This window comes from Vallitalea maricola (assembly GCF_036985595.1).
Lineage (GTDB): Bacteria > Bacillota > Clostridia > Lachnospirales > Vallitaleaceae > Vallitalea > Vallitalea maricola.
In genome coordinates, this window is record NZ_BTPU01000035.1 from 105,666 (window position 1) to 127,529 (window position 21,864).

Annotated in this window: 9 protein-coding genes; all 9 read left to right on the forward strand. The window is 31.8% G+C overall.

Annotation, left to right across the window (positions count from 1 at the left end; translation table 11 throughout):
- The first annotated feature begins 6 nt into the window (after positions 1–6).
- Entirely contained in the window at positions 7–1,800 is a 1,794-nt protein-coding gene (locus AACQ14_RS11820) for an NADH-ubiquinone oxidoreductase-F iron-sulfur binding region domain-containing protein (protein WP_339363798.1), read from the forward strand.
- Between the two features lie 43 nt (positions 1,801–1,843).
- A complete protein-coding gene (locus tag AACQ14_RS11825; RefSeq protein ID WP_339363799.1) occupies positions 1,844–3,607 on the forward strand; it encodes an NADH-dependent [FeFe] hydrogenase, group A6 in 1,764 nt (587 codons plus the stop codon).
- Between the two features lie 304 nt (positions 3,608–3,911).
- Positions 3,912–5,639: a cache domain-containing sensor histidine kinase gene (locus tag AACQ14_RS11830; RefSeq protein ID WP_339363800.1), complete on the forward strand. Its 1,728-nt coding sequence runs from the start codon at positions 3,912–3,914 to the stop codon at positions 5,637–5,639.
- Positions 5,640–5,652: 13 nt separating this feature from the next.
- A complete protein-coding gene (locus AACQ14_RS11835; RefSeq protein ID WP_339363801.1) occupies positions 5,653–7,269 on the forward strand; it encodes a response regulator transcription factor in 1,617 nt (538 codons plus the stop codon).
- A 100-nt stretch (positions 7,270–7,369) separates the two neighbouring features.
- Positions 7,370–8,695, forward strand: a complete 1,326-nt coding sequence (locus tag AACQ14_RS11840; RefSeq protein ID WP_339363802.1) for an ABC transporter substrate-binding protein — start codon at positions 7,370–7,372, stop codon at positions 8,693–8,695.
- A 58-nt stretch (positions 8,696–8,753) separates the two neighbouring features.
- Complete coding sequence (locus tag AACQ14_RS11845) at positions 8,754–9,623, forward strand: carbohydrate ABC transporter permease (protein ID WP_339363803.1); 870 nt, start codon at positions 8,754–8,756, stop codon at positions 9,621–9,623.
- Entirely contained in the window at positions 9,623–10,495 is an 873-nt protein-coding gene (locus AACQ14_RS11850) for a carbohydrate ABC transporter permease (RefSeq protein ID WP_339363804.1), read from the forward strand. Before AACQ14_RS11845 ends, AACQ14_RS11850 begins: the two co-directional genes overlap by 1 nt.
- A 12-nt stretch (positions 10,496–10,507) precedes the next feature.
- Positions 10,508–11,557 (forward strand): hypothetical protein, encoded by a 1,050-nt coding sequence (locus AACQ14_RS11855; RefSeq protein ID WP_339363805.1) that lies wholly within the window; start codon positions 10,508–10,510, stop codon positions 11,555–11,557.
- Positions 11,558–11,559: 2 nt separating this feature from the next.
- Positions 11,560–21,744 (forward strand): discoidin domain-containing protein, encoded by a 10,185-nt coding sequence (locus AACQ14_RS11860; RefSeq protein ID WP_339363806.1) that lies wholly within the window; start codon positions 11,560–11,562, stop codon positions 21,742–21,744.
- Positions 21,745–21,864: the final 120 nt, after the last annotated feature.

Genomic DNA, 21,864 nt, shown 5'->3' on the forward strand with positions numbered 1-21,864 from the left:
TAAAAGATGTCTAACTATAAAATGCATATATTGGTTTGCGGAGGTACTGGATGTATATCTGCAAAATCCGAGGAAATAGTTGATAATCTAAAGGAACAACTAAAAATCAACAACATGGACAACGAGGTTAAAGTACTAAAAACTGGTTGTTTTGGTTTCTGTGAAAAAGGTCCAGTTGTAAAAATATTGCCAGATAATACATTCTATGTTCAAGTACAACCAGAAGATGCTGAAGAGATCGTAAAAGAGCATATTGTAAAAGGTAGAAAAGTAGCAAGATTATTATTTGAAGATCCTGAAACAAAAGCAAAAGTTAGCGATTCTAAGAATATGGATTTCTATAAAAAGCAAATGCGTATTGCCCTTAGAAACTGTGGATTTATAGATCCAAGTAATATTGATGAATATATTGCACGTGATGGATATCACGCTTTAGGTAAAGTATTAACGGAAATGACTCCTAGCGATGTAATCAATGTTGTTAAAGAGTCAGGACTTAGAGGCCGTGGAGGCGGAGGATTCCCAACTGGATTAAAATGGGAATTTGCTAGCAAATATGAAGCAGATCAAAAATATGTAGTTTGTAATGCTGACGAGGGAGATCCAGGTGCATTCATGGACCGTTCTATCTTAGAAGGAGATCCACACAGTATTGTTGAGGCTATGGCTATTTGTGGTTACTCAATTGGTGCAACTAAAGGTAAAGTTTATATTCGTGCAGAATATCCACTTGCAATTAAGCGATTACAAAAAGCTATAGATGATGCTAGAGAAACAGGATTATTAGGTACTGATATAATGGGTACTGGATTTGAATTTGATATTGAACTTACATATGGGGCGGGAGCATTCGTATGTGGTGAAGAAACAGCGCTTATACATTCTATGGAAGGTCAACGTGGAGAGCCAACTACTAAACCACCATTTCCAGCTGAATCAGGATACTGGGGAAAACCAACAAATGTTAATAATGTAGAAACATTTGCTAATATTCCAGTTATCTTATTAAAAGGCGCAGATTGGTTTAATAAAATCGGTACAGAAAAATCAAAAGGAACAAAAGTATTTGCCTTAGCAGGTAAAATTAATAACGTTGGACTTATAGAAGTTCCTATGGGAACAACTCTAAGAGAAGTTATTTATGATATTGGTGGAGGAATCAAGAACGGTAAGAAATTCAAGGCTGTTCAAACAGGCGGACCATCAGGTGGATGTTTAACAGAAAAAGACTTAGATACACCTATTGATTTCGATAACTTAATTGCCAAAGGATCAATGATGGGTTCAGGTGGTATGATTGTTATGGACGAAGATAACTGTATGCCTGCAGTAGCCAAATTCTATCTTGAATTTACTGAAGAAGAATCTTGTGGTAAATGCACACCTTGTCGTGTAGGTACTAAGCGTTTATCTGAATTATTAGATTTAATAACTTCTGGAAAAGGTACAATGGAGCATTTAGATGAGCTTAAGAGATTAAGCCGTGTAATTAAAGACACAGCTCTTTGTGGATTAGGACAAACAGCACCTAACCCAGTATTATCTACATTAGATGTATTCTGGGATGAGTATGTAGCTCACGTAAAAGATAAAACATGTCCAGCAGGAAACTGTAAGAACTTATTAAAATATTACATTCAAGAAGATAAATGTATTGGTTGTACAGCGTGTTCAAGAGTCTGTCCAGTTGGTGCAATTTCAGGAACTGTTAAAAAACCACATAGTATCGACCAAGATAAATGTATCAAATGTGGTGCTTGTATGGATAAATGTAAATTCGGAGCGATTATTAAGAAATAAATAAAAGTGAATTCTTTAGAATCTAGAAAAGGAGTGTAACCTAATGTCAGAGGTAAAAATTACTATTGATGGTAAAGAAGTACAGGTACCAAAAGGTAGTACTATATTAGATGCTGCTAAAAAGTTAGGCATTGATATTCCAACATTATGTCATTTAGACTTGCATGATACAAAAATGGTTAATAAAACAGCTTCATGTCGTATATGTGTAGTAGAAGTTGAAGGTAGAAGAAATCTAGCACCATCATGTGCTACACCAGTAGTTGACGGCATGGTTGTTAGAACAAATACAATAAGAGTATTAGAAGCCAGAAAAACAGTATTGGAACTATTATTATCAGATCATCCAAAGGATTGCTTGACTTGTGCAAAATCCGGCCGTTGTGATTTACAAGACTTAGCAGAAAAATTTGGAGTAAGAGAAGTAAGAGTAACTGGAAAATCTCAATCAACATATAAACAAGATTATTCTCCTGCAATTATTAGGGATATGGATAAATGTATTATGTGTAGAAGATGTGAAACTATGTGTAATGAAGTTCAAACTGTTGGTGCGTTATCTGGAATTAACAGAGGATTTGACGCAGTTGTATCTCCAGCATTTGAATCACCATTATCAGAAACAGTATGTACACACTGTGGTCAATGTGTTGCTGTATGTCCAGTTGGTGCTTTAACTGAAAATGATCATACATGGAAAGTTGTAGAAGCATTAGCTGATCCAGATAAATTTGTTGTAGTTCAAACAGCACCAGCTGTAAGAGTTGCAATAGGAGAAGAATTCGGTAAAGAGCCTGGTTCAGTTGTTACAGGTCAAATGGTAACTGCATTAAGATCTTTAGGTTTTGATCGTGTATTCGATACAGATTTTGCTGCAGACTTAACAATTATGGAAGAAGGAACAGAGTTATTAGGAAGACTTAATAGATTCTTAGCAGGAGACAAAGATGTTCCATTACCAATTTTAACATCTTGTTGTCCAGCATGGGTTAACTTTATTGAAAGTCAATTCCCAGAATTAATTGATATTCCATCATCAGCAAAATCACCACAACAAATGTTTGGTGCTGTTGCTAAATCTTTCTTAGCTGAAAAAATGAATATACCTAGAGAAAAAATGGTTGTTGTTTCAGTTATGCCATGTTTAGCTAAGAAATATGAAGCGGCTAGAGATGAGTTCAAAGTTGATGGTAATCCAGATGTAGATATATCTATTTCAACAAGAGAGTTAGCTCATTTAATTAAGAGAGCTAATCTAAACTTATTAGAATTAGAAGAATCTGAATTTGATAATCCTTTAGGAGAATCAACTGGTGCTGCTGTTATCTTTGGTTCAACTGGCGGTGTTATTGAAGCTGCAACAAGAACAGCTTATGAAATCCATACTGGTAAAACATTAGAAAAAGTAGATTTTGAAGATATAAGAGGATTTGACGGTGTAAGAGTAGCATCTGTACAAATGGATGACTTTACTCTTAATATTGGTATCGCTCATGGACTTGGTAATGCTAGAAAATTATTAGAAGAAGTTGAAAGCGGTAATCCTAGAAACTTACATGCTATCGAAATTATGGCATGTCCTGGTGGATGTATTGGTGGTGGAGGTCAACCTTACCATCATGGTAACTCAGATATTCTTAAAAAACGTATGGCTGCTATTTATGAAGTAGACAAAAATATGCCTTTAAGAAAATCACATGAAAATCCATCAATTACTGCATTATATGAGCAATATCTTGGAGAACCAATGAGTGAATTATCTCATAAGTTACTTCATACTCATTACTCTGTAAAAGATAAAGTTTGATATTGTATAACTAGTATATAAGGGCTATCACTTTTAGATAAATGTCTAGGGTGATATGCCCTTTTTCAGGTGGGAAAAATCTTTCTCGACTCTAGGTATAATTCACCTAAGATTCTGTTGAAATTGTCTATACTTACTACCCAAATATATGATTTTTTTAGTGAAGTTATTGAAAATAATAGAGAATATAACTATAATTAAGATAAAATGTCACCTTAATAATGATGCATAAATTAATATAGTGATATATATTATCAGCTAAAACATATGAAAAAACTGGTTGAATAAGAAAGGGATGTAAACAATGAAACGATTTAGTTTACAAACATCATTTTTATTAGGATTTATAGTTTTTGTTGTAATTCCCATTATAATTATTAACATCCTAGTAAGTCATAATTACAGAGATAGAATACTTGAAAATCACTATAATAAATGGGAGCATTCCATGGAGCAAATAAAAGTAGCCGTAGAGGATGAAATAAGAAGAGTTTCTCTAGTAATATCAGTAGTCGCCAATGATACAGAACTTATGAATTTGGTTGAAGAATGGCATCATACTATTGATTTAAGCAAAAGATTTGAGTTAGCGTCAGAGATTGATAAACAATTAAACTATTTGTTTAGTTTTAATCCTAATGTAAACAGTCTAATGATTTTTTTTGATGATGGTAGTCATTATTTTTATAGGACTAGTACAAGTTATTCTTTATCTGAAATTATACATATGCAGTGGTTTAAACAGACACTTGATAGTAAAGGTAAAGTTTTACAGATTGGTTATGGTGATCACTTAACTGATAAATTTGTTGAATCAAAAACTCTTGCAATGGCCATGGCTCCTGAAGAAACTATTGATAAAAATGATATATTATTGGTATATATTGACGTTTTTTCACCAATTCTTCAAAATCTTGAATTAGGAATACAAGGAATAGGCAACTATATTTTGTATGACAATGAAGGTAAAATCATTTTAGAATCTTTAAAAGATAATATGCATAGTATTGATGAAATTAATGGTTTTGATGCTTTGAAATATAATAGTAATGATGTTTATTGTAAGAGAATTGGAGGATACTATATAATCAAACAAACATTGAATAACGGAAAGTGGAGTTTGATTTATAGAGAACCAGTAGACGAAGTTAGTAAAAATGTAACCAATTTACTCATTATTTTTTATTTTGTTTATTTTTTCGTAGCTATATCTTTTAGTATTTATATTTTTTCTTTTTATAAAAGTAGTATACTTCCAATAAGAAATTTAGTTTCCAAAATGAAATTAGTTGAAAAAGGTAATCTTAATATTGAAACTGAAGTAAAAGGACCAAAAGAAATTAAAACTTTGAATTTAACATTTAATAGTATGATGAATAGAATTAATAATTTAATTTGTGATAGAGATAGAATTGAAAAGGAAAAAATAGAGGAAGAAATCAGAGCACTTCAAGCACAGATTAATCCCCATTTTATATATAATACTCTTAATACCATTAAAATAATGGCTATAATGACTAAAGCCAATAATATTAAAAAAATACTTGATTCATTTATGAAGGTTATTGAATTAACTTTTAAAAGTAAAAAAACTTATAATAGTATAGAAGAAGAACTTGAGTATTTACATGCTTATATACATATTATGAAAGCAAGGTATGGAGCATTTTTTGAAGTGGATTTTATAATTGATAATCAAGTAAAGAAACTAAAGATTATGAAGATGCTGCTTCAACCATTTATAGAAAATTCTATTGTACATGGTTTACAAGATGGTGATGATGACAAAATAATTATTAAAGTTATCAGGGAAGAAGATTTTCTAACGGTTACTATTGAAGATAATGGTCTTGGTATGGATAAGCAAATGATAGAAGAAATGCTTACCTCAAATAATAACTCAGATCATATTGGAATATATAACACAAAACGTAGAATTGAATTAACTTATGGCAATGCCTATTCCCTCAATATTGAAAGTAAAGTCGGGAAATATACAAAAGTTACTTTATTATTACCTATAATCGAATAAAAGGAGAATTTATATGTTTAAGTTATTAATTGTTGAAGATGAACATATAGTTAGATTAGCTCTTAGTTCAATGATTAACTGGGAAGCCAATAATATAAAAATAGTCGCAGAAGTTACTAATGGTAAAGAAGCATTAGATATTCTGCAATCAACTAATATTGATATTGTCATAACAGATATTAATATGTCCGTAATGAATGGATTAAAACTTCTCAAAGCAATGAATGATATCGGTTATAGTGGTACAAGTATTGTACTAAGTGCCTATAATGACTATGACTATATACGTCAGGCTTTTAAACTTGGAGCAAGTGATTATATTTTAAAAGCTAATATGGAGCCGGATAATGTTCTTGCTTTGGTGAAAAGTGTTCTTGAAAAGAATAAAGTTACAAATAAAAGAAAAGGTAATGCTGCTGAATTAGATGAAAATCTACATGAACGAGATTATGGACTTCTTTTAAAAATTATTGCTGAAGATAGTTATCGAGTAGATGAACAGTTAATCAGAAAAATGTATGATAAATTGGGTTTTTCTGGAGAGTATGATTGTAGTGTTTTGCTTGTGGATGACTATAGTACTATTATAGAAAAATATGGATCAGATGGTATTTATGAATTTTCAAAACATGTTATGGATTCCATTAAATTTCAGTTGAAAAAACAAGGTATAGGTTATGGTGTATCTATTACTCCAGAAAAATATATGATATTAACAAATATTAAGTTGGCCAGTGAAACAGCTAAAAGAAAGAAACTTGAATTAATTATAAATAGGATTCAACAATCATTGATGATGTATTTGGATATTTCAACAACAGTTGGAGTTGCTAATCATGGAAGAACTTTTATTAACCTACATGAAATGTTCTCTAAGGCAAATCAACTTGCTGATCTTAGGTATATTTATGGAAAAGGCAAAATCTTATACCAAGAGAATGCTGACTTTATTAAACAAGTTGATGGAGAGAGTATTATAGGTAAGGAGGATTCTTTAATAGAAAGCATTGCCGAACTTAATATTCATAAAGTTGACTATGAACTTGATCTATTACTAAATAAAATATCAACTTATAAAAATAATTCGTATAAAGATTTGATTAGCTATTATTTGGAATTGATTATGACGATTATTATTAACTGTAGTAAGCTAGATAATAATACAAAAAATATCTTTGAACATTCTACTAATTTTTATGATATTATTAGTAAATTCGAGACAAAAGAAGAAGTACATCTTTGGATTAAAAATTTTGTGAAAAATATAATGGCATATATGGCAAATAATAGACACATATCCAAGAATAGTCAAATAAAGAATGCAAAAGATTATATGAGAAATAAATTTTCTATGAATATAAGTCTTTCTACTGTTGCAGAATATGTTGAGCTAAGCGAAAATTATTTGAGTAAACTTTTTGTATCCGAAACAGGAGAAACGTTTATTCAATGCTTGACGAGATATCGTATTGAGGAAGCAACCAAGTTACTTAGCAATACAAATATGAAGATTAATAAAGTAGCTATAAAAGTTGGATACGAAAATGTTGAACATTTTAGTAGAGTATTTAAGAAAAATATTGGAATAAGTCCAAAAGAATATCAAAAAAAAGAACATAAATTGTCATGAAAATAATAAATAATATCATGTTTTACTAAAAAACAAATTGTTATAATGTTTTTATTGATAACAAATAATTATCAAAATGATTAATAACAAGGAGGATATTATGAAAAAAATAGCAATTGCTATGGCTCTTTTAATGATGATTATGTCATTAGTAGGTTGTGATTCTAAGAATGATAAGAGTAAAACAGAGGAGACACAAAAAATAAGTGAAGAAAACAAAGGAAGCAAAGATGGAGAGTTAAAACCTGTCACATTAACAATGTTTTTACACGATAATGAAGCTTATGAATATTATACCCAGACAAATAGTATTAGTGAAGCTTATAAAAAAGTTGCACCTCATGTAACAGTTCAGATTGAAAAAGCAAAGGATTCTGGGCAACTGGAAGAAACTCTAAAAATCAGATATTCAGCAAATGAACTGCCAGATATTATGTTTATCAAACCTTATATGTTAGCTGATTTTAATGAAGGATTAGCTGATTTATCAGATACAAATGCAACTGCAACTAATTTATATGCAAAGAATTATGGAATTGAAGGTAAAGTAGCAGGTATTCCACAAACAGTATTGTATGAATTTATATACTACAGAAAATCTGTATTTGAAGAATTAGGACTTAATATTCCTACTACTTGGGATGAATTTATTACTACTGCAGAAACGATTAAGAACAATAGTGAATATATTCCAATTGCACTAGGTGCTAAAGATGCTTGGACGGATTATCCTTTTAATGAATTTATGCCATGTCTTGTAGCTGGACGCGGTGATTATTGGAATGTAATGGCAACACAAGATGAGCCTTTTACTGCTGGTGAACCATTCTATGATTCATATAAAAAAATTAAAAAATTATATGATGCAGATGTTTTTGGCCTTGATCCATTAGGTATTGGCTGGGATCAAGCACAAGCATTGTTCTATGCTAAAGAAGCAGCTATGGTTGCCGCTGGACAATGGTTCATTTCAAATTATGCATCAAGTGATGCTGATCCTGAAGATTTAGGTATGTTTATGTTACCAGTAAGAGATTCAAAAGATGAACCTTTAACAGCATCAATTATGGGTGATTTGTTTCTGGCTACACCAAAAGATGGTAAAAATCTAGATGAATCTAAAGCATTTATAGATTGGTATTTCTCATCTGATTATTATATTGCTTATTCATCAGCAGTAGGTGCAAATGTAACAACTAAAGATGCAGATGTTGATCTTCCATATATAGAAGAGATGACAGAAGCATTAAACCGTGAAAAATTGACTTATGTATTATACGATGGAGGAAATACTGAATTTAATAATATTGTTAATGCAATTTCCTTTGATGTAAAACGAATGGGTCAAGAAATGCTTGCAGGTGAAGATTTTGATAAGATGATGTCGGAACTTAATGAAGACTGGAAAAAAGCAAGAAATAAATAATTAAAGGTTATATAAGTGGTGGATTTATTCCACCCTTCTTTAGAAAGGAAAAGTAGAAATGAATTCAAAATTACAAAAAAGGGTACTAATTATATCTTTTTTGTTTATTCCATTAATTCTTTTAGCAATGTTTGTGCTTTATCCTACCCTTAAATTGCTACAGTTAAGTTTTACTGATTGGAATGGTATAACTAAGGAGATTAATTATATTGGCTTTGAAAACTATGTAAAAATATTCACTGATTCAGAAGATGTGTGGCTTAGTCTAAAGAATAATGGAATATATTTTTTTATGCACTTACTGGTAATACCAGTAGAAATATTTATAGCATTTCTTCTTGATAGTAAGATAAAAGCTAGTAAGTTTTTTAAAAGTATTGTGTTCTTACCATATATTATCAATGGTGTGGCAGTATCCTATATGTTTGCTATGTTATTCAGCTCTGAAGGCGGTGCAATTAACGAATTTTTAGGACTATTTAGTATTGATCCTATTAGATGGCTTAGTAATAAAAATATAGTAAACTATTCATTGGGGTCAGTATCTCTTTGGAGATTCTCTGGAATGCATGTTATTTTATTCTTAGCAGCCATTCAATCAGTACCTGGAGATATGTTAGAAGCTGCTAAAATTGATGGAGCTAATATTTTTAAACAATACACTAAAATTATTCTTCCTAACATTCATCTAATTGTTGAAATGGTATTATTCTTAAATGTACGTGGAGCATTACAGGTTTTTGATATTCCATTTATCATGACTAGTGGTGGACCCGGACATGCAAGTAGTACTTTTACTCTTTATACTATCGAAACAGCATTCAACTTTAATAGTTTTGGAAGAGCTTCGGCAATGGCAATTATACTTATGTTTTTAATAATTATTATTTCAAAGATACAGAAAAAAATTGTAGGGGGTGAATCATAATGAATGAAACTACAATTACAAATATGTCAAAAAAAAGATATGGATTAGCAAAAAAAATTGCTGGGAATATTATTATATCAGTAATTTTCATAGTAATAACCTTAATCGTTTTGACACCATTATTGATAACCCTTTTTGCATCATTTAAGACACAAGTTCAAGTTGGAACTGATTTTCCATTAAAGCCACCGACAAAGCTTATGTGGGATAATTTTGTTCTTGTTTTTACTAAAGGTAAAATTCTATTAGGATTAAAGAATTCATTAATTTTGGTAGTACTAACTATTCTAATAAACACAATTTTAGCTTCAATGGTTGCATATGTTCTTGCTAGATTTCAATTTAGATTTAAAAAGGTATTATTGTTTATTTTTCTAATTGGAATGTTAGTTCCTGGATTTGTAACTGAAATCGCTAGATTTGGTATTATACGAGATTTAGGATTATATAACACAATAATTGCACCTGTTGTTATCTATGCTGGAACAGATTTAATGCAGATATACATTTATTTACAATTTATAAATGCAATTCCTGTATCACTTGATGAGAGTGCTAAACTTGATGGATGTTCTCTTTTTGGAATCTATCTACGAATAATTTTGCCTAATATTATTCCAGCTGTGGCTACACTGGCTATTCTAAAAACAGTGGATATTATGAATGATATGTATGTACCTTATTTATATATGCCTTCCGATAAACTTAGGACATTAACCACATCATTGATGAGTTTTGCAGGTCAGAGAAGTGGTTCTATTGTAGAATTGAGTGCTGGTGTTATTATTGTTATGATTCCAACATTATTACTCTATATTTTCTTCCAAAAATTCATATTTAAAGGTATAGTAGCAGGAGCAGTTAAGGAATAGTTGGTGATATAAGTGAAAAACAAAAATAATATTATTATAGTTTCATTTATAAGTATAGCCTTATTATTGTTTGGTGGAAATCTGACCAATAGTAGGGCAAAAATTGAATCTATTTCACCAAAAATTGTTGCATATGTTAATGATGAGCCAATAGAACTTATGGAATTTCTTGATATTATGAACAATGAAGAAAGAGGTAACTTATATAACTATTTCTATCAGAATTATGGTGTTCAACTTACGTCAGAAACTATGATGCAAGAAATTAATGGGGAAATACCGATTCATGTGTTAAAGGAAATAACACTAGAAAAAGCTATATTTAATAAAATAGAGCAATTAATGGCTAAAGAGGCAGGTCTATGGGATGATATTTCCTATAGTGGATTGAAAGAAAATTTAATAGCCTATAACAGTAAAAGAAAAAACATGGCAGATAATAATGAGACAATTTATGGACCTATAGTTTACTCAAGTTATGAATATTATTTATACCTTTTAAGTGACAAGAAAATCCAAGTTATTGAAGAAATGAAAAAAAATATGACTATTGATGACCACGATTTATTACTTTATTATAAAGCAAATAAAGACGAATATCAAATGTATGATACAATTGTAACGTCAATGCTATATATAGACTTAGATAAACAAAAGGATTTAACTATGGAAGATGCATCATATTTGCTAAACAATGTTAAGCAGAGATTAGATGGGAGTCTTATTAATGGACAGGGTATTCATCAATCTATCCAGTATATGGAGTATACATTTCGACCCGATAATATAATGTTAGATATGAAACAATATGGATATATTATGGAAGATATGACAAATAATGTTGTCGAGGGTATAAGTGATGTATTTTATATAAATGGAAAAATGATGGTATATCAAATAATTGATCGTATCAATAATGAAGATATTGTATTGGGATTTTTAAAAAATAAATTGTATAATGACTATATTAATAAAGAGTATGAGGTTTTATTGAAACAAAACATAGATAATGCAAAGGTAATAATCAACGAGAATATTTATGATAAAATTAAGGAGAAGTGATTATGACATTTAAAATCAGAAGAAGAGTAGCATTTGTTCTGACTTTTGTATTAATACTAAGTGTAAATAATGGTTTTAATAAAGTGCTTGCGGCAGAAGTAGATTATGCAGAAGGCAATCAAGATTTTGTAACTGAAGGAGATAATTTAATTATAAATTCAGGTTTTGAAGATGGAGTTTGGGAAAATGATTCATGGGCAAGTAGTGAGAATATATTGATAACAACAGATGAAACCTATGTAATTTCTGGAACTAATGCACTTAAATTAGTTGAAGAAACATCTGCTATTACTCATGTTACAGGTCTTGAATCAAATACGCTTTACTTACTAGAAGGCTATTTATCAGCAGAGTCTGATCAAAAAGTCTGGCTGGGTGTCGATGAATTTGGTAATAAAAAAATACAAAAACCAGTTAGTAATGGAGAAAAGAAACGGGTTCAAATACTCTTTTTAACAGGGGATAGTTCTACAACGGCAAAAGTTTTTTTATACAAAGAACCAGGAGCGAATGCTGCATACATAGATGATGTTAGTGTTAAAAAGGTAAAGGGACTTACTAATTTAGCTTTATATAATCCTAATATCACGGTTACGTCACTTGTCAGTGGGGGATATACAGAAAGTTGGAATCCAAAAGAGAATTCTGTTGATGGTAAAACAAATACTAAATGGACAAACAGCAAGGATGCTCAATGGGAAATGGACTTAGGAAACAGTAAATTAATCTATGCAGTAGATATGGTTTCAGAAGGTAAAAACATGACATATCAGCTGTATACATCCATAGATGGTCAAACATGGGAAGAGCAAGTCAATAGATCTCAATACAATACAGGTGATTATTTTGTACAGGATTTATTTGATAATGCAATAACAGCTAGATATATACGTATTAAGATATTTAGCGATTGGCCAAGTTGTTATGAAATTAGACTTCATGGCAGTGAAGATCCAAGCACTCCTCTTGGTATTAATAGGTTATTACCAAGTAATAATCAAAAAGCAGTGAGTGAAGATACTAAGCTTATAATGACATTTAATAAAGACATAGAAATAATATCATCAGGTGATATAACAATCTATAATGAGAATGGAGATTTATTTGAATCCATAGGTTTGTTAGGAGAACAAATTTCTATAAATGGACAAAGCATTACAATATCACCAAGAAAATGTTTTGAATCAGGTAAAAGTTACTATGTTAACGTTCCTTCAGAAGTTATTAAGGAAATTAATTGTGACGAAACTTTTACTGGCTTTATAGATGATACATCATGGAGATTTACAGTAAAATCTGCTGTAGATAAAGACACTCTGATTTTTGATCCAAGTGCACAATATCAAGAATTTCAAGGTTGGGGAACTTCATTAATATGGTTTGCCAATGTTGTAGGTGGATGGTCAGATGTCAACAAAAATAAAATTGCTGATTTATTATTTGACCAAGATAAAGGATTGGGCCTTAATATTGTTCGATATAATATCGGTGGTGGAGATGATTCAACCCATAACCACTTGCGTTCAGGGGGAGATGTTCCTGGTTGGGCAACGGGTTTTGATTCAGAAGGTAATCTAATGTATGATTGGAGCGTTGACCAAAATCAGATATGGATGTTAAAGGCAGCTATCCAACGTGGTGCTAATATCAAAGAAGCTTTTTCTAATTCGCCTCCATATTTTATGACAGTTTCAGGATGTGCTTCAGGTTCAGTTAATGGCTGGGATAATAATTTACAAGATCAATACTATGATGATTTTGCTGATTATTTGACAGAAGTTGTTAAGCATTTTGATGACAATGAAGGTATTGTTTTCGATTCATTAAACCCTATGAATGAACCGTATACCAATTATTGGAAAGCTAATGGACGTCAAGAAGGATGCCACTTTGATAGAGATAAACAAGCACTTCTAATTGAAGAGACTTATAATAGTCTAAAGGAAAAAGGGCTTGGTACTTATGTCAGTGCTATGGATGAAAGTGTTATTGATACAGGTGTAAAAACTTTTAAGGATTATTATAGTGATGAAGTAAAATCCATGATGCCTCGTTTGAATCTACATACATATGGAGGTTCAAATCGAATAGGAGCTAAGAGAGCAGCTGATATGTATGATAAAGATCTATGGATGTCAGAAGTAGATTTAGGCGGAGGTGCATATAATCCAGAAGGTATGAAAGCTGCTTTAGACTTATCGGAAAGGATCACTAAAGATTTACAAGAAATGCAGCCTAATGCTTGGGCTTTATGGCAGCCAGTAGAAAACTGGTCCAATATGCTTCCTGGTGGTGAAAGTGGATCAGGTAGCAACTGGGGGTTAATTTTTGCGAATTTTGATGATGCCGGTAATTATAATGGCTATGATTTAGCTGAAGAAGATTTTTTGATTGGCAAAAAATATTATGCTATGATGAACTATACCAAATTCATTCGTCCTAATTTTATGATGATTGGTGAAAACAGCAGCGATACAGTAGCATTTTATAATGAAGATGAGAAACGTTTGGTTTATGTTATTAGAAATAGTTCTAATGATACACGAACTTATGATTTCGATTTCAGTGAGTTTACTACAGTTGGTTCTGATGTTAAAATTTATAGAACATCTGCTAATGAAAATTTTACCCAGTTAGATGATGAAAAAATTATAAATAACCGATTTAAAACGAATGTGGTTAAGCAATCCATTACGACATATGTTATAGATGGTGTTTCTTATGACAATGCAATACTCAAAATCAACGATACTTCTATTGGTACATCAGGAAACAATTATGAGTTTATTGGAGGATGGAGTTATGGTGGAGAGTCAAAAGCATTTACTAATGATAATGCATGGTCGACAAGTAATTCTTCAGCATATAAGATTCATTTTGTAGGTGAACAAATCAAGCTATATGGTGCTGTAAGTCATAACCATGGTATTGCAAATGTATCTATTGATGGTGGAGAGACAACTGAGGTTGACTTCTACAATTCCAGCCGTCTAGATCAGGAACTACTTTATACAAGTCCTGTTTTACCATATGGTCAACATACTTTATTAGTTCAAGCTACCGGTAGAAAGAATAGTGTCTCCAGTGGTACAACTATTATTGCAGATTATGCTAAGGTTTACCGTGAAGGTAAAGATGACTTAATAGCAGATGCTAAAATTATTAATGATAATACATTAGGCTATGGTATGAATCAAGTGCAGTATATAGGTGAATGGAATTATGTAAGTAGTAAACAAGACGCTTATAAGAACGATAATCATTATACAGATAAAACTAATAGTGCCATTATATTTAAGTTTTTCGGTACAAAAGTAAATCTTTTTGGAGCAATGGCTAATAATCATGGTATTGCAGAAGTCTTTGTAGATGGAGAGACAAAAGGTAATATTGATTTATATTCTTCAAAAAGAATGGATAAACAGTTGATTTTTGACAGTGGTGAATTAGAAATTGGTAATCATGAAATCAAAATCGTAGCTAAAGGCAGTAAAAATGCAAACAGTTTAGGTGAAACCATTGCCATTGACTATCTTGCAGTTTTTGGAGATACAACATCTGATAATAGTATATGGCCTAGACCAACTATTGTACCTATTCCTAGTGATGTAAAAGACGTAGCTAATGAAGTACTACCAATGAATGGTACATGGAAATTCACATTAACGCCAGAGAATGATTACTATAGGAAAGATGTAGATACATCCACATGGCTAGATGTAAAAGTACCTGCAGAACTAGCAATGTTAGGTATTGATGTTGAGAAGGATAAAGAATATGCATACTCAACGAAAATCAATATCCCAACTGATTATTTAGGTGATCGAGTTTTCTTACGTTTTGAATCTGTTTACAGTTATGCTAAATTGTGGATAAATGGTGAATATGTAAGAGATCATAGAGGTGGATTTACTACTTGGAATGTAGATATTACTGACTATATCGTACCAGGTGAAGAAGCGGTCATTACCCTTGGAATTGTAGATGAAAGTGATGATATTTCCTACGGCAGCGGTTATGCAAGACACAACATTACTGGAATTATCAGAGATGTAGAGATGTTTGCAGTTCCTGAAACGTATATAACAAGAGTTGTTCCTATAACTACATTTGATGATAACTATGTTGATGCAACATTAACAGTTGATGCAAAACTATATTTTGAATCTGGTGACAGTAGGCAACTTCGTTATACGTTGACAGACCCAGATGGAAAAGATGTCCCACTTACAAACAATGTAATTGATTTTAACAAGTCGGCACCTGAACAACAAATAAGTTTTTTGGTTAATCAACCTTATAAATGGGATGCAGAACATCCATATTTGTATCAATTAACAACGGAATTATTAATTGATGGAACAGTTGTTGAAACAGTTGAGCAAAATGTAGGTTTTAGACAAATCGTCAAGGAAGCCAATAAGGTTTATGTTAATGGAAAAGAGATCAAACTTCGTGGTGGAGCCCTTCATAGTGCTTATGCAAGTACAGGAAGAACTTTAACGGATGAAATTATCGAAGATTATGTTATCAAGCTTAAGAAAGCGAATTTTAACTTTATAAGAACATCCCATTATCCACCAAACGAAAGATTTCTAGAATACTGCGACAAATATGGAATTTATGTGGAAGAAGAAACAGCCATGTGTTTTGTTGATATGTGGGGTGGAAGCACTGGAAGACAGAATAATCCTGCATATACACCTAATTATATGAACCAATTTAGTGAAATGATTGAAAGGGATAGAATACATCCTTCCGTTATTATTTGGTCTTTAGGTAATGAAAGCAAGTATGGTTCAAATGTTGAAATGGAGCATGAATATCTTAAAGAAGAAGATAATTCAAGATTATCTATATACTCATATGGCTGGGGTGCACCTTCTGGAACAAACAGAATAACATTTGACTTATTCAGTGAGCATTACCGTAATTGGAATGATAATCATGAAAGTTTGGATGTACCTGAATTACATGATGAGTATACACATGTTCCTTCATATCTGTATGGAACATTACGCAGAGATCCAGGTGGCCCTAGAAACTTCTTTGGAGAAACTCTTGAAAGATACTGGAACAATATTTATAATGCCAATGGTTCATTGGGTGGAGCTATTTGGGGTACTGTAGATGATGTATTCTTTATACCAGATGGAGAAGATGGTACAGGCGCTGAAGCAAATGGAACTGCTCAATGGGGTATTTTAGATAGCTGGGGAAGAGAAAAGCCAGAGTATTGGTTAACCAAGAAAGCCTATTCTCCAGTGGATATAACAAAAATTGAGTATGACAAACCTGATAAAAATGAAGTTTTGAATGTACTTGTTGAAAATAGATTTACTCATACCAATTTAATGGATATAACAGTTAAATGGAGCGTAGAGGACGAAAGTGGGAAAATTGAAAATATACCATCAATTATGCCAGGGGAAACGGGTATCCTTCAGGTTCCTGGTAGACAATGGTTGCTTGGTGATACAGTTAACCTTAAGTTTTTCTATGAAGATATGAACTTAGGACAAATAATGGTTGATGAATTCGACCTTCAAATTGGTGATGAGCGCCGTTATTTTGATACTTCAGTAGTCAATCAGCCTACTGTTAATGAAACAGCAGGTGAATTAATTATTGAAGGTAATGATTTTAAAGTAATTTTTGATAAGTCAACAGGTCTTATTATAGAAGGTAGTTATGACAATGAAACAGTAATTGTTGATGGTCCATTTATTAATCTATATGGTTCAGAAAATAATAGTGCTACGAAAGAATCCGAGCAAAGCTTTGACGTAAATACTTGGAGACTAAATAATTTTGAGCACAAGGTAGATGGTGAATATATTGTAGTTACCGTTGATGGAACATATTTAGATGATAATAGTTATACGAATGGAATTCTTAATGTTGTTTTTGAAATTCGTATTGATTATGAAGGTCTAATAACAACTACTTTTACTATTAATAATCCTCCCACATATAAAAATGTTGTAGAAGTTGGTGTTTCTTACTTGTTAAGCGATGCAGTTAGTGATGTTAATTGGGAACGAAATGGACTTTACAGCGTTTATCCAGATAATCATATTGGTCGACTAGCAGGAAGTGCAACTCGAACAAGAGAAGAAGGTGATGATCAATATGGAATAAAACCAGACTGGGATTGGTCTATGGATATGGTGGATTACTACCTGTATGGAAAAGAAGATCAAAGTAACAGAGGCACAAATGATTTTCGTAGTATGAAAGAGAATATCTATTTTGCATCTGCAGTATTAGATGATTCAGATACAAGATTAAGAGCTGAATCCAATGGGACAGAAGCAGTTAGACTTTCAGTTGCTAACAGCAATGATGGTTTTAAAACAGATGGTGTTCTATTTACTGTTAATACGGAGTGGAATTACCTTGTAGGTTGGGGCGGTTATCAGAAAGAAAATATTTCTTTAAAGAATGGATATAAGAATCAAATATCCATGCGTTTAACAGATAGCGACACAGAATATCTTGTGAAAAGATATGTCAATGCCAGCATAGCAAAAAATAAAAACGTAACTGTATCAAGTGAAAAAAGTAATGCTGATGGCTCTTATGCAGTTGATGATAATAATACTACAAGTTGGGTTGCTAATAGCAGTAACAATCAATTTATCTCCATTGACCTAGAAAAAGAATTCATAGTGGATATTGTTGACATTTTGTGGAGTAGTAATGACATTAATGGATATACAATAGATGGCTCAATGGATGGTAATAGATGGTTAACATTGGTTGACAAGAGAAATGAAGCCTTTATTCCTATGATGTCAAGTGATAGCTTTGAAGCCACTAAATTAAGATATATACGAGTTATGATCGATGGTTCAGAAAATGGTGCACTTCCAGGAATATGTGAGTTAAAAGTAGATGAATCTATTGATCAAGAGAACTATAAAGAAATTCCTCAAGCTGTTGGTGGGGTAACATATTACATCGATGCTGATACTGGTAATGATACTAATGATGGTACAACAGAGGTAACAGCTTGGAAAACATTAGAGAAACTCAATGCTAATGGCTTTATGCCAGGAGATAAGATATTATTTAAAACAGGTGGTGTTTGGTCAGGACAGTTATGGCCAAAAGGATCTGGTACCGAGAAAGATCCCATTATAATTGATCAATATGGCGAAGGTAATCAACGACCAATTATAAATGGTGGAGGTGTTGATACAGCGGTTCGTTTATATAATCAACAATATTGGGAAATCAACAATCTTGAAGTTACCAATATGGGTTCAGAAGAAACACAAAGAAGAGGTATTGGTATTTTTGCAAATAATGCAGGGACAATTGAACATATTCACATTAAGAACTGTTATGTACATAACGTTAATGGAGAAGATAATCCGGGTCAAGTGTCACAAGGTGGATTCAAAATGGATGTTAAATGGACAGGAGGTATTATTCTAACAGTTCTGCCAGGAGATATAAAAACAAAGTATAATGATGTTCTTATTGAGAATAATACAGTACGAGATGTAAGTAGAACGGGTATTCGTGCAGTTCAATCTTTCTTCTTTAACAGGGATAACGGAACAGAAGATTATTGGGCAGGTAGTACGAATGTAGTTATTCGTGGTAATGTTTTAGATACCATTGCAGGTGATGGTATAGTTGCCCAGACTTGTGACAGTCCATTGATAGAGCATAATGTTGCTAAAGATTGTGCAATGAATTCAAAACATGCAAATGTGGCTATATGGGATTGGAGCTGTAAAGATGCATTATTCCAATATAATGAAGCTTATTTGACTCATGGAACTAGAGATGGTCAAGGGTTTGATTGTGATTACTATAGTACAGGAACAACATTCCAGTATAATTATAGCCATGATAATGAAGGTGGATTTATGTTGGTTTGTAGTCCGAAGAATAGTACCATCAATTATCATTCAGTTATTCGTTATAATATTAGTGAGAATGATAGTAGTAGAACAATTCAATTAATGGGACCTGGAACACGATATACAAAAATTTACAATAATGTATTTTATGTTGGAGAAAATGTTGATAATGTACGTCTTACAGCTAATGACAATGGTTGGGAAGAGAACAGAGAAAAGTCAAAAGAAGCTTATTTCTTTAATAATATCTTCTATGTGAAAGGTAAAAATGCAACATTTGATACAAAGAGCAACTGGATTTATGACAGCAACTGTTATTTTGGTGTTAATGCACCCGCTGGGGATACTCATGCAGTTAATGAAGATCCAAAATTTATTAACCCTGGACATGTTGGAACTGTATTCAATGTAATAGACAAAAATTATGGACTTGATTACAACGGTTCAGATAGTTGGGATACTTCAGTATTCAACGGTTATCAATTACAAGAAGATTCTCCTTGTAAAGATGCAGGTAAAAATATTGAAGGGGTAAATATTACTAGCGACTTCTTCGGTAATGCATTGTATTATAATGTACCAGATATAGGTATTCATGAATTGGCTATTGGTACAAGTATACCACCTGTTGATATACCATCAATCAATGGTATTAATGTGGCACTTAATAAAACAGTAATTGCCACAGCAAATGAAACTGCTAATCCTAATTATCATGCAACAGATGGCAATCCATATACAAGATGGTGCGCAAATAACGGTGATGAAAATCACAGTATTACTGTTGATTTAGAAGACAGTATTAATCTTATTGGTAGTAGAATTAAATGGGAAGCACCATTAAGTGTTTATCAGTATAAGATTGAAGTATCTGAAGATAATCTTAATTGGAAAATGGTTGTTGATGAGACCAGTAACTTTGAGGCAGCTGCCTATCATGTAAATAACTTCCAAGTAACAGCTAGATATGTTAGGTTAACAATAACTGGACTGGAGAGTAATTCATGGGCAAGCTTATACGAATTTGAAATTTATAAAGCTAAAGACTCCAATAATCCAGATCCAGAACCCAATATTCCACATTCAGGAGGATCACACTCTAATAAGAAAAAAACAGATAAGGAAAAGCAAATTGAAATAATCAATAATGGTAAAATTATTTTAGAGTTAAATCAGACTGTTAATGATCAAGGGCAAGTTGAGGTTACAATTTCAGATTATTTAGTAGAGAAGGCTATTTCTCAAATGAAAAAAGATGATACAGAATTCTTAATTAATACCAGCAAAATGGATGATCAAGTATCAGGAATTATTCTTGAATTACCTGAAGCAATAATGGCATCTAATAAAGATATTGATTTAGGTATTCAAACAGGATTTGGTAAAGTTACATTACCAAATGAAGTTTTAAAGAGCAAAGAAATTCAAGAATTAGGTAAGGTTCAATTATATTTTAACAAAGGTGATATGAATAAATATAAAAAACTGGACAATCCGCTCAGAAAGTCGATTGGTGAAAGACCAATTATAGAACTATCCTTTAAAAAAGATGGTAAAGAAAAGCAGTGGAATAATAAAAAAGTTTCAGTTCTAGTATCTATTCCATATACTTTATTGCCAGGTGAGGCTGCAGAAAGAATTGTTGTCTGTAATATTGATGAGAATGGTAATTCTACTAAAATTCCTAACAGCAGATATAGCAAAGAAACTGGAACGGTAGAATTTAGGACTAAATATTTTAGTTCTTATGCTGTCTCTTATGATGAACTAAGTTTTAATGATATTTCTTCATGTTCATGGGCTGAAAATGAAATTGAAGTTTTAGCTGTAAAAGGAATTCTGAAAGGTACAGGCAATGGTAATTATTGTCCACAGTTAAATACTACACGAGCTGAATTTTTATCCATGTTGATTCGTACTCTAGAGCTTGATGCTGAATTTTATGATAATTTTGATGATGTTAGTAAGATGGGATATTATTATAATACTGTTGGAATAGCCAAAGAATTAGGTATCGTTAATGGGAATGGTCAGGGTAAATTCAATCCTAACAACATCATAACTAGGGAAGAAATGATGGTGATGGTTACAAGAGCTTGTAAATTAACTAATATTCATTTAAATAATGAAAAGGAAATAAAACAATTTACAGATTTCGATCAAGTTTCAGCCTATGCATTGGATAGTGTTGAAACGCTTATAGCCAGTGACATTATCAATGGTAATGAGAATAAAATAAATCCAAAAGGATACACAACAAGAGCTGAAGCAGGAGTGGTTATCTATAGAATTTACAATTATTCTTATTAGCAGTTATTAATAAAAGGGCCTGTCTCGCCAATAAGATGAAAATCTAGGGTTGAGATGCCCTTTTTTTAATAAGGTTAATATTTGTTCAAAATAGCCTTGTTTTAATATAGCATTTTGAGT